We start from the raw sequence: 15,083 nt of genomic DNA on the forward strand, positions 1-15,083 counted from the left end.
CGGACACTTTCATTAAGCGGACAGGAGGGCGACGCCGGACGCTCAGGCTAGAATGCGCCGATCGTCTTCAAGGAAACGCCTGACATGTGTGGAATCGTAGGTGCGATCGCTGATCGCGACGTAGTGCCGGTGCTGATCGAAGGCCTGAAGCGGCTTGAGTACCGTGGTTACGATTCCTCCGGTATCGCGGTGATCGACCAGGGTGAGCGCCGGGATGTACGCCGCGTGCGTCGCACCGGTCGCGTTTCGGAAATGGCCACTGCGGCCGAGGCCGAGGGCTTCAATGCAGTGCTGGGCATCGGCCATACGCGCTGGGCCACCCATGGCGGTGTCACCGAGGCCAACGCGCATCCGCACATCAGCCACGGCGTGGCGCTGGTGCACAACGGCATCATCGAGAACCACGAAGAGCAGCGCGAGAAGCTGCGTGCGCTGGGCTACAGCTTCGAGTCGCAGACCGATACCGAAGTCATCGCGCACCTGATCCACCATCACCTGAAGGACGGCGATGACCTGCTGGTGGCGCTGCAGCGCACCGTGAAGGAACTGACCGGTGCCTACGCTCTGGCCGTGGTCAGCCGCGCCGAACCGGAGCGCTTCGTCTGCGCGCGGATGGGTTGCCCGTTGCTGATCGGTCTGGGCGAGGGCGAGAACTTCGTCGCGTCCGACGTTTCGGCGGTGCTGTCGGCCACCCGCAAGGTGATCTTCCTGGAGGAGGGCGACACCGCCGAAATCCGCCGCGACGGCGTGCGCATCTTCGATGAGCATGACCAGCCGGTCGAGCGCGACGTGCACCTGTCCGACGTGTCGCTGGCGTCGTTGGAGCTGGGCCCGTACCGCCACTTCATGCAGAAGGAAATCCACGAACAGCCGCGTGCGCTGGGCGATACCATCGAGGCGGCAATCGACGCCGGTGGTTTCCCGGCCGAGCTGTTCGGCAAGAATGCCGAGGCCGTGCTGTCGGGCATCGAAGGCGTGCAGATCATCGCCTGCGGCACCAGCTACTACGCCGGGCTGACCGCGCGTTACTGGATCGAAGCCATTGCCGGCCTGCCGTGCAGCGTGGAGATTGCCAGCGAGTACCGCTACCGCGCCGCCTATGCGAACCCGAAGCACCTGATCGTCACCATCTCCCAGTCCGGCGAAACGCTGGATACGATGGAGGCGCTGAAGTACGCCAAGTCGCTCGGCCACAAGCACACGCTGTCGATCTGCAACGTGCCGGAAAGCGCGATCCCGCGCGCCAGCGAACTGGTCTGCTACACCCGCGCCGGCGCCGAGATCGGCGTGGCCTCGACCAAGGCCTTCACCACCCAGCTGGCCGCGCTGTTCCAGCTGACCGTGGTGCTGGGCAAGCTGCATGGCCGCATCGATGCGGCGCAGGAAGCCGACTACCTGGAGCAGTTGCGCTTCCTGCCGGGCAGCGTGCAGCACGCGCTGAACATGGAGCCGCAGATCGCCGCCTGGGCCGAGCGTTTCGCGCGCAAGAGCAGTGCGCTGTTCCTGGGTCGTGGCCTGCATTACCCGATCGCGCTGGAAGGCGCGCTCAAGCTGAAGGAAATCTCCTATATCCACGCTGAGGCCTATCCGGCGGGTGAGCTGAAGCATGGCCCGCTGGCGCTGGTGGACGAAGACATGCCGGTGGTGGTGATCGCGCCCAACGACAGCCTTCTGGAAAAGGTGAAGTCGAACATGCAGGAGGTGCGCGCCCGTGGTGGCGAGCTGTTCGTGTTTGCCGACCAGGACAGCAACTTCAACGAGTCCGAGGGCGTGCATGTGATCCGCACGCCGCGCCATGCTGGCGTGCTCAGCCCGATCGTGCACACCATCCCGGTGCAGCTGCTGGCGTACCACACCGCACTGGCGCGTGGCACCGACGTGGACAAGCCGCGCAACCTGGCCAAGAGCGTGACGGTGGAGTAAGGCATTCCCGGAGCTGTTGGATGCTGCATGCGAAAGGGGCCTACGTGGCCCCTTTCGTTTGCGCTGGTGGCCGTGCCAAGTGGGACAGCCGCCGGGTGTTGTGTCCGCTGTCGGCAGCCGGCAATCAATCTTTAACGCGCGACATCGCCTGTATTCAGCGGCGGTTTCAGCCACGGTGCCATTCTCTGGATCGTCAGTTGGTTCCCACGACGAACTGTCCTATCGATGCCGGTAGTGACCGATGGTCGCAGTCGTAGAATCACTTTGACCGAGGGTCGGGTTGAGCCGTTGAGCCCACCTCGTTCGCGTTGCAGCACGACGTCTGCCGATTCATTCCAAGCGGCAGGCGGGTGCGCCAGACGTGCGCTGAAAGGTCTGTTCCCGGGGAGGGGGCGTATCGGAAGAGCACACTTTTTTGACTTCAGTGACCTGCACCAGGAAACAAGAATGAACGTCCGCGAACTCCTGCAATCCAAGAAAGAAGCTGTCATCACCATCGACGCCGAAGACACCATCGGTGCCGCCGCCCACAAGATGAGCGCGAACAGGATCGCTGCGCTGGTGGTGATGAAGGACGATGCCCCGGTTGGCATCATTTCCGAAAAGGACATCGTGCGTACCCTGGCCGACGACGGCCCGCAGGCCGGCCGCCGGGTGATTTCCAGCCTGCCGTCCACTGGCCTGGAAGGTATTGCGCCGGAAGCGACCCTGAAGCAGGCCATGTCGTTGATGACGTACTCGCGGCGCCGTCATCTGATGGTCACCGAAGGCACGCTCCTGGTGGGCATCCTCAGCCTGGGCGACATCGTGAAGAACCTGCTGGGCGAGCTGGAGCTGGAAAAGGCCGTGCTGCAGGACATCTACATGGCGGCCCACTGAGGACTCCATTGTCGGAACGAGAGAAGCCGGGCATTGCCCGGCTTCTTCGTTCACGGCTTCGGTGAAATCAGAAAGTGACCTTCACCGAGTCGGCGCTGTAGTTCGCCGGGCCGTGGTAGACCACTTCGATGTTGTTGCCATCCGGATCAATCACGAACGCGCCGTAGTAACCGGGGTGGTAGGGGCGCTCGCCGGGTGCGCCGTTGTCCTTGCCTCCGGCGGCGATGGCCGCAGTGTGGAAGGCATCGACGGTGGCGCTGTCGCGGGCCTGGAACGCCAGGTGGTGGCGGCCGGTCAGCTGGCCGGCGGCGGCTTCGCTGCTGGCGCTGGAAATGAACAGCTCGTCTGCCCAGAAGTAATCATCGCCTTCGCCGGCGATCGGGATGCCGATCGTATCGAACACCGCCTGGTAGAAGCGCCGACTGGCGGCCAGGTCGCGTACGACCAGCTGGATGTGGTCGATCAGTCGCCCGCGGTGCAGTTCCATCGTTTCCATACCAACCTCGCAAAAAAAAGGGGACGGAGGGGATCAAGTCGCTTCCGGCCAATAGTGCCAGAAACGACTTGATCCCCTCCGTCCCCTTTTGGGGTCAGTTGGAGATGATCTCGACCCAGTAGCCGTCCGGGTCCTTGATGAAGGCCAGGTTCTTCATGCGGCCGTCGGTGAGGCGCTTCTGGAAGGTCACGCCCAGGTCCTCGAAGCGCTGGCAGGCGGCCTCGATATCCGGCACTGACACGCAGATGTGGCCGAAGCCGCGCGGGTCGCTGTTGCCGTCGTGGTAGACCGCGCCGTCCTGGCTCTCGGTGCCGTGGTTGTGGGTCAGCTCCAGCACGCCCGGCAGGCCGGCCATCCACACGCGACGGGCGTCGTCATCCTCGGGTACCACGGCGCCGGCCGGCACATAGGCCAGGAAGTACAGGCTGAACTGGGCTTCGGCGAAGTCGCGCTTGTCGATCAGCTGGTAACCCAGCACGCGGGTGTAGAAGTCCAGCGAGGCGGTGATGTCCTTCACCCGCAGCATGGTGTGGTTGAACACGAAGCCGGTGGTCTCGGCCGGAGCCTGGGCGGCGACGCCGGGGACATCGCGCAGGGCGGGAATGGTCATGGGGGAGGTCCTTCAGACAGGGCCGTTGCCGGCCGGATGGGGCCATTCTACCGGCCGCCACCTGACGGCACCGCGACGTACAATGGCCGGATCGCACCGTTCCGTCCTGATGACCATTGCCCGCCATGTCGCAGCGTGAATGGGTGGCCGCCGCCATCCGCAAGATCGAAGCCGATTTCAACCGTTCCGCCGATACCCACCTGATCCCGTTGGCGCTGCCCGGGTTCGAGGGCATCGATGTGTACCTGAAGGATGAATCGAGCCATCCCACCGGCAGCCTCAAGCACCGGCTGGCCCGCTCGCTGTTCCTGTATGCGTTGACCAACGGCTGGTTGCGCGAGGGGCGGCCGGTGATCGAGGCATCCAGCGGTTCGACCGCGGTGTCCGAAGCCTATTTCGCGCGTCTGCTGGGCCTGCCGTTCATCGCGGTGATTCCGGCCACGACCTCGCCGGAAAAGATCGCAGCGATCGAGTTCCATGGTGGCCGCTGCCACCTGGTCGAGCGCGCCTGCGATCTCAACTGTGATTCGGAGAAGCTGGCCCGCGAGACCGGCGGCCACTTCATGGATCAGTTCACCTACGCCGAGCGTGCCACCGACTGGCGCGCCAACAACAACATCGCCGAATCCATCTTCAAGCAGATGGCCGAAGAGCCCAGCCCGGTTCCGGAATGGATCGTGTGCAGCCCCGGTACCGGCGGTACCGCGGCCACGCTGGGCCGCTATGTCAGCTACCGCCGGCATGACACCCGCATCCTCTGCGCGGACCCGGAAGTGTCGGTGTTCTTCGATGGCTATCAGGCTGCCGTGGCCGGCCAGCAGGACTGGCGCGGCCTGACCTGCAGCGGCGGTTCGCGCGTGGAAGGTATCGGCCGGCCGCGGGTGGAACCGAGCTTCATTCCGACCAGTGTGGATGCGATGGTGAAGGTGCCCGATGCACTGAGCCTGGCCGCGATGCGCCATGTCAGCCGCCAGCTCGGCCGACGCGTGGGTGGCTCCACCGGTACCAATTTCATCGGCGTGCTGCAGGCTGCGCAGTGGATGCGCGAGGCCGGCCACCAGGGCAGCATCGTCAGCATCCTGTGCGACAGCGGTGAGCGCTACGCGCAGAGCTACTACGACCCGGCGTGGTATGCACGGCAGGGTATCGATGTGCAGGGGGCCGACGCGCAGCTGGCTGCTGCGGTAGCCGGGCAGGGCCTGCCGCAACTGCCGTGGTGCAGCCTGGAAGCGCTGTAGCCGGCCGGCATTCCGCCGGGCATGGCCCGGCGCTGCCGATCGTGCTGGGAGGGTAGCGCCGGGCCATGCCCGGCGAGCGCAGCGGTGTGTCGCACCCCGATCAATACCCCGCTGCGGTGAACGCATCCAGCACTGCATCGCGCAGCGCATCGGGCAATGCCTCGATGTCCATCGCGCGATCATCCAGGTGCAGGCTCGGGTCCAGGCCGCTGGCCCGGCCCTGGGCCAGTGCCTGCAGCCACAGCAGCACGCAGATCACAAACTCGCGCTCATGGCCCAGCCGCAGCTGGCTGGCGCCGCGTTCGATCACCTCGAACGGGTACCACTCCTGGGCATCGTTGAAGGTGCCGCCCTGCTGAAGCACGGCCTGCAACTGCTGCAGGTGGCGCGGGGCGTCGTCGCCGGCATCGCACAGCGCGGCGATCCAGGTCAGCTCGGCCGCGCTGGCGGACAACGCCAGCGACCGCGCCGATGAGACGGATGCAACTGCAGCCAGACCTTCCATGTGGGCCCTCGTTGGGTACCTACCGCTGCGGACTCCCCCGCAGCCAGAGCTTCGAACCGCGACCGTAAGGCCGACGTGAATACCGGGCAGCGCCCCCTTGTCAGCCACGCCCGGCAGCGCCATATCTACCGTGCTGCCCGCCTGTCGGGCCCGTACCCTGGAGATCTGCCGTGACCGTTGCCAACCCCCTGCTCGATTTTTCCGGCCTGCCGCGCTTCGAGGCGATCCGCCCCGAGCACGTGGCGCCGGCGCTGGACGTGCTGCTGGCCGAGGCCGAAGCCGCCGTCAGCGCAGCCGAGCAGGTGCAGCCGGTGCGCTGGGAGACCTTCGTTGCCCCGCTGGACGATGCCACCGAACGCCTGTGGCGCGCTTGGGGCCTGGTCGGCCACCTGCAGGGCGTGGTCAACACCCCGGAACTGCGCGAGGTCTACAACAGCAACCTGCCACGGGTGACCCGTTTCGCCAGTGCGCTGGGCCAGAACCTGGCGTTGTACCGGCAGTACCAGACCCTGGCTGCCAGCGCCGAGGCGGCGCACTTTGACGAGGCCCAGCGCAAGGTGCTGGACAACACGTTGCGCGATTTCCGCTTGGGTGGCGCTGAGCTGGCACCCGAGGCGCAGCAGCGTTTCGCGGCAATCAAGGAGGAGCTGTCGGCACTGTCGGCGAAGTTCTCGCAGAACGTGCTCGACGCCACTGATGCGTGGTCGCTGATCATCGAGGACGAAGCGCGACTGAAGGGCCTGCCGGAAGACGTGAAGGCTGCCGCGCATGCTGCAGCAGAGAAGGACGGCAAGACCGGCTGGAAACTGACCTTGCAGATGCCGTGCTACCTGCCGGTGCAGACCTGGGGTGAGGACCGCGACCTGCGCGAGATCCTTTACCGCGCCAGCGCACAGCGTGCGTCCGAGTTCGGCGACGATGCATTGGACAACAGCGGTAACATCGACCGCATCCTGGCCTTGCGCGCTGAACTGGCCGCGCTGCTCGGTTTCGGCTCGTATGGCGATTATTCGGTGGCGACCAAGATGGCGCAGGACCCGGCCGAGGTGCTCGGTTTCCTGCGTGACCTGGCCACGCGCGCCAAGCCGTTCGCGGCCGAGGACCGCGCCGAACTGGAGCAGTTCGCGCGCGAACAGTTGGGCATTGACACACTGCAGGCCTGGGACCTGGCATTCGCCGCCGACCGCCTCAAGCAGGCGCGCTACAGCTATTCCGAGCAGGAAGTGAAGCAGTACTTCACCGAGCCGAAGGTGCTGGGCGGCCTGTTCTCGGTGATCGAACAGCTTTACGGCCTGCGCGTGCAGGAGGACAGCGCTCCGGTCTGGCACGAGGACGTGCGCTTCTTCCGGCTGGTCGATGCGCAGGGCGCGCTGGTGGGCCAGTTCTACCTGGATCTGTACGCGCGCGAAGGCAAGCGTGGTGGCGCGTGGATGGATGATTGCCGCAACCGTCGCGAGCGTGCCGATGGCAGCGTGCAGACGCCGCTGGTCTACCTGGTGTGCAACTTTGGTCGCGGTGCCAACGGTAAGCCGGCTACCTTCAGCCACAATGAAGTGACCACCCTGTTCCATGAGATGGGCCACGGCCTGCATCAGCTGCTGACCCGCATCGGCGAACTGGGCGTGGCCGGCATCAACGGCGTGGAATGGGACGCGGTGGAGCTGCCCAGCCAGTTCATGGAGAACTTCTGCTGGGAATGGGACCACCTGCAGGGCATGACCGGGCATGTGGAAACGGGTGAGCCGCTGCCGCGCGCGCTGTACGAGCGCATGCTGGCCGCGCGCAACTTCCATAGCGGCATGGCCACCGTTCGCCAGCTGGAGTTCGGCCTGTTCGACATGCTGCTGCACAGCCAGTTCGAGCCGGCGCAGGACAGCGTGCTGGCACTGCTGGACCGCGTGCGCGCGGAAGTGGCGGTGAACCATCCGCCGGTCTGGAACCGCTTCCCGCATCAGTTCAGCCACATCTTTGCCGGCGGCTACGCAGCCGGTTACTACAGCTACAAGTGGGCCGAGGTGCTGAGCGCCGATGCCTATGCGGCGTTCGAGGAGGCGCCGCAGGCGCTGGCTGAAACCGGCGCGCGCTTCCGCGAAGAGATCCTTTCTCGTGGTGGCAGTCGCCCGGCGGCGGAGAACTTCAAGGCCTTCCGTGGCCGCGCGCCGCAGATCGATGCGCTGCTGCGCCATTCGGGCATGGCGTAAGGCCAACGATCATCCACGCATGGCGTGGATCTACCGGAATGTTCGGACATGGCGTAACGCCTTGGTAGGCGCCAACCTTGGTTGGCGAAAAGCCCAGGCCAACCAAGGTTGGCCTCTACCGGGCGTCGCGCCTTGGGATCATTCGGCGTAGATCATCTTCCGGGTCATGCCGCCGTCCACGATGAAGTCCTGGCCGGTGGTGAAACCGGACAGCGACGACAGCAGGTACACCGCCAGTGCACCGATGTCTTCGGGGCGGCCGACCCGGCCCACCGGGTGTTGCGCACGGTCGATGGCTGAGTATTCCGGCGCGTGGCGCCGCGATGGTGCCTGCCACGCAGTGGTGCCGATCCAGCCGGGGCTGATGCTGTTCACCCGCACCGCCGGCCCGCTGCTGATCGCCAGCGCGTGGGTGAAGGCGACCAGTCCACCCTTGGCTGCGGCATAGGCTTCGCTGTGTGATTCGGATTGCCACGCGCGGGTCGAGGCGATGTTGATGATCGCGCCGGCAGCATTCGCCGAGAGTGCCGGCAGCGCATGCTTGCTGCACAGGAATGCACCATGCAGCGAGGACAGACGGCGCTGCCATTCGTTCCAGTCCATGTCCTGCAGCAACGTGCCATGCGGTCCAGCGATGCCCGCGTTGTTGACCAGCCCATCGATGCGACCGAAATGCTGCAGGGCTACGGCGATGAAAGCGCGCACGCTGGCTTCATCGGTGATGTCCAACGGTTGGAACGCGGCATCGTCGCCGCGCCGCCATTCCGCCAGGCACGCTTCGCCAGCCTCGGCGTCCAGATCGCCGATCAGCACGCGTCCACCGGCACCGAGCACGGCCTGGGCAATGCCACGGCCGATGCCGTTGGCGCCGCCGGTGACCAGCACAACCTTGCCCGACAGCGGCGCGGCCGGCCATGCGGCAATCGGCGGCACCGTGCTCACGTCAGGTCTTCGCCGCGCAGGCGGCGGTGCCAGCCGTCCACACCGATGCGGTCCAGGGTCTGGATGTTGCGCTCGACGATCACGTCCGGGTCCGGATAGACATCCACCGCGCGTGCCACGCTGTCTTCGCGCAGCAGGTGCAGGGTAGGGAAGGGCGCGCGGTTGGTGTAGTTGCTGGCGTCGTCTGCGGCCACGCCATCGAACTGGTAGTCCGGATGGAAGCTGGCCACCTGCAGGATGCCCTGCAGGTCCAGTGCCTCGATCGCTGCGTCGGCGTTGTCGAGGAAGTCGTTGTAGTCGAGGAAGTCGATCAACACCTGCGGATGCACGATCAGGGTGGTGTCGATCTGCTCGGCCGGGGTATCGCGCAGCAGCACCAGCTCCTCGGCCAGCTGTTCAACCAGGGCTTCCGGCGTGGTCGCATCGCTGAGCACGATGCGGACCTGGTCCTTCACGTACACCGCCTTGGCGAACGGGCACAGGTTCAGGCCGATGACGATGCGCTCCAGCCACAGGCGGGTGGCGGCGATCGGGTCATCGGTGGGCAGGTGGGAATCGGTCATGGCGGGCACGTGGGCTGGCGGGGCCGCCATTGTAGGCAGTGTGCCGGTGCTGCGCTGTCCACTGTGCAGGAACTGGACAGTGGCGAAGCTGGAAATCCCTGACGATTCAAGTCGTTGCGCACTATCAATGGATGGCCGATTGCCAGCCCGGGGCGACGGGCGTGGAATGGATGCACGACACAGGAGGACACCCATGACTGCATCTTCCCCGTGGCTGCCGGACGCTCTCTGGGCCGGCGCCTTCTTCGATGGGCACTGGCAGGCCGCTGTGCAGCGGCAGTCGGTGATCGAACCGGCTACCGGCCAGTCGCTCGGCGAGATCGGCCTGGCGGACCCGGCGCAGGTGGCGCGTTCGGCAGCTACCGCTGCGCAGGCACAACGGGCGTGGGCCGCCGCACCGTATGAACAGCGCGCCGAGGTGCTGCGCAAGGCTGCGCGGCTGGCCGAGGAGAACATCGACACCCTCATCGACTGGTTGGTCCGCGAAAGCGGCTCGACCCGCCTCAAGGCCGGCTTCGAGGCCAAGGTGACGATCAAGGCGCTGCAGGAGGCCGCCGCTCTGCCGTCGCGCAGCGTCGGCGAGATCCTGCCCTCCGAACCGGGCCGGCTGAACCTGGCACGGCGCCGGCCGCTGGGCGTGGTGGGGATCATTTCGCCGTTCAATTTCCCGCTGTACCTGGCGATGCGCGCGGTGGCCCCGGCGATTGCACTCGGCAATGCGGTGGTACTCAAGCCCGATCCGCGCACGGCGGTGTGTGGTGGCGCGGTGATCGCGCGCTTGTTCGAGCAGGCCGGTCTACCGGCGGGTGTGCTGCACATGCTGCCGGGTGACGGTACGGCCGGTGCCGCACTGACCAGCGATCCGAACGTGGCGATGATCCAGTTCACCGGCTCCACCGCGGCCGGGCGCAAGGTGGGCGAAGCAGCGGGCAAGCACCTGAAGAAGGTCTCGCTGGAGCTGGGGGGCAAGAATTCGCTGATCATTCTGGACGATGCCGACCTCGATCTGGCAGTGACCAACACTGCGTGGGGTGTCTACCTGCACCAGGGCCAGATCTGCATGGCGACCGGCCGCGTGCTGGTGCACCGGAAGATCCACGGCGCGTTCCTGCAGAAGCTGGTGGCCAAGGCCAAAGCGCTCAAGGTGGGCGATCCTGCACGCGAGGACGTAGCAATAGGCCCGCTGATCAACGCCGGCCAGCGCGACCACGCCGCGCGCGTGGTCGAGCAGGCGGTACAGGCCGGCGCCACGCTGGAAGCGGGCGGCACGCACCGGGACCTGTTCTTCGCACCGACCGTGCTTGGCAACGTCGCGGCCGACAATCCGGCATTCAACGAAGAAATCTTCGCACCGGTGGCGGTGGTGGTGCCATTCGACGATGACGACGAAGCCGTGCGCCTGGCCAACGACAGCGAGTACGGACTGTCGATGGCGATCATCTCCAGCAATGTCGGCCGCGCGCTGAAGATCGGCGAACGCCTGCGCACCGGCCTGCTGCACATCAACGATCAGACCGTGAACGACGAGGTGATCAATCCCTTCGGTGGCGTGGGTGCGTCCGGCAACGGCACCAGCATCGGTGGCCCGGCCAACGGCGAAGAATTCACCCAGTGGCAGTGGCTGACCGTCAAGGGCGAAGCGCCCGCCTACCCGATCTGATCCAGGAGGATCCACGTATGAACATCGACACTGCAACCCGTGAGATCACCGCCGCCGTGGTGCGCGGCAAGGAACAGCCTTTCGTCATCGAGCAGGCCACGCTGCGCGGCCCGCAGGACGACGAAGTGCTGGTGAAGGTGGTGGCCACGGGCCTGTGCCATACCGACCTGATCGTGCGCGACCAGTACTATCCGGTGCCGTTGCCGGCGGTGCTTGGCCACGAAGGCGCCGGCATCGTTGAAGCGGTCGGGTCCAACGTCAAGGAGCTGAAGGCGGGAGATCATGTGGTGCTGACCTACGGTGCCTGTGGCCACTGCAATCCCTGTCGCGGTGGCCACGGCGCGTATTGTCGCGATTTCTTTGCGCTCAACTTCGGTGGCGACGATGGTCACGGCCATACCGCGATCACCGATGCGCAGGGCCAGTCGTTGCACGACCACTTCTTCGCACAGTCCTCGTTCGCCACCTATGCACTTGCACGCGAGATCAATGCAATCAAGGTGCCGGACGATGCACCGCTGGAACTGCTCGGCCCGTTGGGCTGTGGCATCCAGACCGGCGCGGGTGCGGTGCTCAACTCGCTGCAGGTGCGGTCAGGCAGCAGCTTCGCCAGTTACGGTGCCGGTGCAGTCGGCCTGAGCGCGGTGATGGCGGCCAAGGTGGCTGGCGCCACCACCATCATCGCCATCGATGTGGTGCCGTCGCGCCTGGAGTTGGCGCTGGAGCTGGGGGCCACCCACGTGATCAACAGCCGCGAGACCGATGTGGTCGAGGCCGTGCGTGCGATCACCGGCGGCGGCGCTGATTTTGCGCTGGAATCGACCGGTCGCCCGGAAGTGCTCTCCGCCGGCATCGAAGCGCTCGGCGGGCTTGGCATGATGGGCGTGGTCGGTGCGCCGAAGCTGGGCACCACCGCCAGTTTCGATGTGAACAACCTGCTGCTCGGCGGTCGCAGCATCCGCGGCATCGTCGAGGGTGACAGCGTGCCGCAGGTGTTCATTCCGCAGCTGGTGACACTGTTCCAGCAGGGCCGTTTCCCGTTCGACAAGCTGGTGAAGTTCTATCCGCTGGAACAGATCAACCAGGCCGCCGAAGACAGCACCCGTGGCATCACGTTGAAGCCGATCCTGCGCATCGCGGCGTAAGTGCAGGGTGGCACGGCTGGGTGCGGCCCCCCGCCTTGGACAGGTCTCCGCGATCTGTTGGACATGCGATGGGGTCGGAGCCGATTTCCGGAGGAAATCGGCTCCGACCCCCTTGATTGATTGGGTAAGGAATCCCTGGCGGAAACGTTCCGTTGCCGTGGCGTAACACGGGCATGGCGAACTCGGGTGTACTCTGCCTCCATGATGGCTTCCGCACTGGGACAACAACAGTTGGTGGCCGCCCGGGCGGCCTTCGCCGAGGGGGATGCGCGGTCATTGGGCCTCCTGCCCTTGCCGCTGCAGCAGTCGTGGCAGCGCTCGCGTGCGGCCGGTCTGCAGCCGGGGCAGGAGCCGGACTACCGGCCGCTGCTGGGCGATGGCCGCCATCTGTCCCATCCCGATGACAGACGCCTGGCGCGCTGCGTGCAGCCGGAGCTGCAACAACTCTGGGCGGCCTTCGGTGGGCGTGGCTGGACGATGTTCTGCGCCAACCGCGACGGCATGGTGGTCGCGCAGCAGGCGCATGGCCTGGAAGACGCGCCCCTGTTAAGGCCGATCCAGGTTGGCCGACGGCTGGGCGAGAGCGAAATCGGCACCACGGCACCGGCGGTCAGCCTGGCCGACGACCTGCCGGCGCTGGTGCGTGGCAACGAGCACTACCTGCAGCGTTTCGCCCCGGTGTTCTGCCTCAGCGAGCCGCTGCACGATCTCGACGGCAAGGTCTTCGGGGTGATCGACATCACCGGCCTGGGCGAGCGCGATCCGTCCTTGCTGCAGGGCTATTTCCGGCAGGCCGCGCTGGCCAGCGAGAACCGCCTGTTCCATGCCCTCACCGACGTGCACCTGCTGGCCGTGCAGCATGATCCACGCTGGCTGGCGTCACCGCTGCAGGGGCTGCTGGCGGTGCAGGAGGACGGCCAGCTGCGCGCGGCCAACCGCGTTGCAAGGCGCCTGTTGGGTCTGCCACGGCGCGGGCCGTTGCCGTTGCTGAGCCTGGAGGCGCTGTTTGCCGGTGCCAGTGCGGCGCAACGGCGTCGCCTGCTGCAACCGGGTGCGCCGCATCGGGTCCGTCTGGGCGAGGGCAGTGCGGTCTACCTGCAGCATCTGCAGGCACCGCGAGGTGCATTGCGGCGTGGCGCGCAGCAGAGTGCGCCGACAAACCCGGGTGCGCCGCAGCTGCGTGACCAGCAGCGCGAGGCGGCACGCCGTGCGGCACAGGCCGCAGACGGCAATCTCAGTCTGGCCGCACGCCAGCTGGGTATCTCGCGCACCACGCTGTACAAGCTGCTGCGCGATTGACCGGAAGGTCGCCGGGCATGGCCCGGCGGCATCCATCAGTCGCGGAAGTTGTTGAACTGCAGCGGCAGCTCGAACTTGCCGGCCTTCAGCACGGCGATGGCGTCCTGCAGGTCGTCGCGCTTCTTGCCCTGCACGCGCAGCTTGTCGCCGTTGATCTGGCTCTCCACCTTCAGCTTGGCATCCTTCAGTGCCGCGGCGATCTTCTTGGCGATCTTCTGCTCGATGCCCTGCTTGACGGTGATCTTCTGCCGGGCCTGCGCCAGGTTGGTTTCGATATCGCCGAATTCCAGGCTGAGCACGTCGATGCCGCGCGCGGCCAGGCGTGCACGCAGGATGTCGTTCATCTGCTTGAGCTGGAACTCGGTCGGCGCAGTCTGGTTGATGACATCGCCATCGCGTTCGAACTTGGCATCCACGCCCTTGAAATCGAAGCGGGTGGCGAGCTCGCGGTTGGCCTGGTCGATGGCGTTGGTCAGCTCGTGGGTGTCGACTTCGGACACGACGTCGAAGGAAGGCATGGGCGGTACTCCGCAGAATTCAGTGGCGGCCATTCTATCGCGCCGGCCTGCATGCCCGCTTTCTGTAGCCATGCTCGGCTGCTTTGTGAAGAGCAGCCGAGCATGGCTGGACTCTACAAGACGGCCAGCCAAGCTTGGCTCGGCGCTACATAAGAGCAACAGGCGGGCGATAATGGGCCATGAACCTGCAACGCTCTCCCTCGCGCGCGGTGACCTGGATGGTTGCAGCGGTCGCCTGTTTCTCGTTGATGGACGCTGGCATGAAACAGCTGTCGGCCAGCTATCCCACCCTGGAAGTGACCTTCCTGCGTGGCGCGGCTTCGCTGCCGTTCGTGCTGGTCTGGGTGCTGGTCAGCGCCGGCCCGCGCTCGCTGATCCCGCGTCGCTGGGGGTTGCACCTGCTGCGTGGCGCGCTGGGCATGGCGATGATCGGCTGCTTCGTGTTCGCCCTGCGCGATCTGCCGCTGTCCACCGCCTACACCATCTATTTCGTCGCCCCGCTGCTGATCGCTGCGTTGTCGGTGCCGCTGCTGGGTGAACGGGTCGGCCCTCGGCGTTGGGTGGCCATCGGCATCGGCCTGATCGGCGTGCTGGTGGTACTGCGGCCGGGCGTGGACGGCTTCATCTCGGTGCCAGGGTTGATGGTGCTGGCGGCGGCCACCGCCTATGCCATCGCCGCGATCACGGTCAGCCTGCTGACCCGCACCGATACCTCGCAGTCGATGGTGGTCTGGTTCCTGGTGATCATGGCCATCGGCGCCGGCCTGCTGGCGATTCCGGGCTGGGAGCCGCTGCAGCTGGCGCATGCGCCGCTGATCGCGGGCATGGGACTCGCTGGGGCGCTGGGCCAGATTGCCCTGACCAAGGCGTTCCAGCTGGGCGAGGCCTCGATGATCGCGCCGCTGGAGTACAGCGGCCTGGTCTGGGTGATCGGCTGGGATCTCGCCTTCTGGGGCCAGCTGCCGGATGGCTATACCTGGGTGGGTGCGGCGATCATTGTCGCTTCCGGCCTTTACCTGCTGCATCGCGAGCGGGTGAACCGGCAGGAGCCGCCGAAGCCGCTGGATCATCCCTGAGTCGGTTGGGCCGGGGAATGGGGTTAGA

General features: G+C 66.1%; 14 protein-coding genes. 8 read left to right on the forward strand and 6 right to left on the reverse strand.

Annotated features, from left to right (window positions below):
* Positions 1-84: 84 nt before the first annotated feature.
* The gene (gene glmS / locus AC13GA_RS13595) at positions 85-1,923 is read left to right on the forward strand and encodes a glutamine--fructose-6-phosphate transaminase (isomerizing) (protein ID WP_046984985.1); all 1,839 of its coding nucleotides are present in this window, start codon (positions 85-87) and stop codon (positions 1,921-1,923) included.
* A 447-nt stretch (positions 1,924-2,370) separates the two neighbouring features.
* Complete coding sequence (locus tag AC13GA_RS13600; protein WP_046984986.1) at positions 2,371-2,802, forward strand: CBS domain-containing protein; 432 nt, start codon at positions 2,371-2,373, stop codon at positions 2,800-2,802.
* A 67-nt stretch (positions 2,803-2,869) separates the two neighbouring features.
* On the opposite strand, the gene AC13GA_RS13605 is transcribed toward AC13GA_RS13600, so the two are convergent.
* Positions 2,870-3,298 carry a VOC family protein gene (locus tag AC13GA_RS13605; protein WP_065724641.1) on the reverse strand — a complete coding sequence of 143 codons (429 nt, stop codon included), beginning with the start codon at positions 3,296-3,298 and terminating at the stop codon, positions 2,870-2,872.
* Positions 3,299-3,392: 94 nt separating this feature from the next.
* Positions 3,393-3,908: a lactoylglutathione lyase gene (gene gloA, locus AC13GA_RS13610; protein WP_136639044.1), complete on the reverse strand. Its 516-nt coding sequence runs from the start codon at positions 3,906-3,908 to the stop codon at positions 3,393-3,395.
* 125 nt (positions 3,909-4,033) lie between these two features.
* Here gloA and AC13GA_RS13615 point away from each other — a divergent pair, with 125 nt between their 5' ends.
* Positions 4,034-5,146: a PLP-dependent cysteine synthase family protein gene (locus AC13GA_RS13615; protein WP_046984989.1), complete on the forward strand. Its 1,113-nt coding sequence runs from the start codon at positions 4,034-4,036 to the stop codon at positions 5,144-5,146.
* A gap of 100 nt (positions 5,147-5,246) precedes the next feature.
* Here the strand turns inward: AC13GA_RS13615 and AC13GA_RS13620 are convergent, their stop codons facing one another.
* On the reverse strand, positions 5,247-5,651 hold the full coding sequence (locus tag AC13GA_RS13620) for a hypothetical protein (RefSeq protein WP_046984990.1): 405 nt from the start codon (positions 5,649-5,651) through the stop codon (positions 5,247-5,249).
* A 170-nt stretch (positions 5,652-5,821) separates the two neighbouring features.
* On the opposite strand from AC13GA_RS13620, the gene AC13GA_RS13625 reads away from it, so the two are divergent.
* Positions 5,822-7,852, forward strand: coding sequence for a M3 family metallopeptidase (locus AC13GA_RS13625; protein ID WP_426355110.1), 2,031 nt, complete (start codon positions 5,822-5,824; stop codon positions 7,850-7,852).
* A 138-nt stretch (positions 7,853-7,990) separates the two neighbouring features.
* Here AC13GA_RS13625 and AC13GA_RS13630 read toward each other — a convergent pair whose 3' ends face one another.
* Positions 7,991-8,794: an SDR family oxidoreductase gene (locus AC13GA_RS13630; RefSeq protein ID WP_337302218.1), complete on the reverse strand. Its 804-nt coding sequence runs from the start codon at positions 8,792-8,794 to the stop codon at positions 7,991-7,993.
* Positions 8,791-9,357, reverse strand: coding sequence for a DUF1415 domain-containing protein (locus AC13GA_RS13635; protein ID WP_482998355.1), 567 nt, complete (start codon positions 9,355-9,357; stop codon positions 8,791-8,793). Before AC13GA_RS13635 ends, AC13GA_RS13630 begins: the two co-directional genes overlap by 4 nt.
* A gap of 193 nt (positions 9,358-9,550) precedes the next feature.
* Between AC13GA_RS13635 and AC13GA_RS13640 the strand changes: the two genes are divergently transcribed.
* The 3 genes from AC13GA_RS13640 (at position 9,551) to AC13GA_RS13650 (ending at position 13,461) form a co-directional block, all read left to right on the forward strand.
* Positions 9,551-11,017, forward strand: coding sequence for a benzaldehyde dehydrogenase (locus tag AC13GA_RS13640; RefSeq protein ID WP_482998356.1), 1,467 nt, complete (start codon positions 9,551-9,553; stop codon positions 11,015-11,017).
* A 17-nt stretch (positions 11,018-11,034) separates the two neighbouring features.
* Positions 11,035-12,162, forward strand: a complete 1,128-nt coding sequence (locus tag AC13GA_RS13645) for an NAD(P)-dependent alcohol dehydrogenase (protein ID WP_482998357.1) — start codon at positions 11,035-11,037, stop codon at positions 12,160-12,162.
* Between the two features lie 201 nt (positions 12,163-12,363).
* Positions 12,364-13,461 carry a helix-turn-helix domain-containing protein gene (locus AC13GA_RS13650; RefSeq protein ID WP_253078344.1) on the forward strand — a complete coding sequence of 366 codons (1,098 nt, stop codon included), beginning with the start codon at positions 12,364-12,366 and terminating at the stop codon, positions 13,459-13,461.
* Between the two features lie 35 nt (positions 13,462-13,496).
* Here AC13GA_RS13650 and AC13GA_RS13655 read toward each other — a convergent pair whose 3' ends face one another.
* A complete protein-coding gene (locus AC13GA_RS13655) occupies positions 13,497-13,979 on the reverse strand; it encodes a YajQ family cyclic di-GMP-binding protein (RefSeq protein ID WP_006471121.1) in 483 nt (160 codons plus the stop codon).
* A gap of 179 nt (positions 13,980-14,158) precedes the next feature.
* Here AC13GA_RS13655 and AC13GA_RS13660 point away from each other — a divergent pair, with 179 nt between their 5' ends.
* Entirely contained in the window at positions 14,159-15,055 is an 897-nt protein-coding gene (locus tag AC13GA_RS13660) for a DMT family transporter (protein ID WP_482998358.1), read from the forward strand.
* Positions 15,056-15,083: the final 28 nt, after the last annotated feature.

The organism is Stenotrophomonas sp. 22DLJC03 (assembly GCF_056861405.1).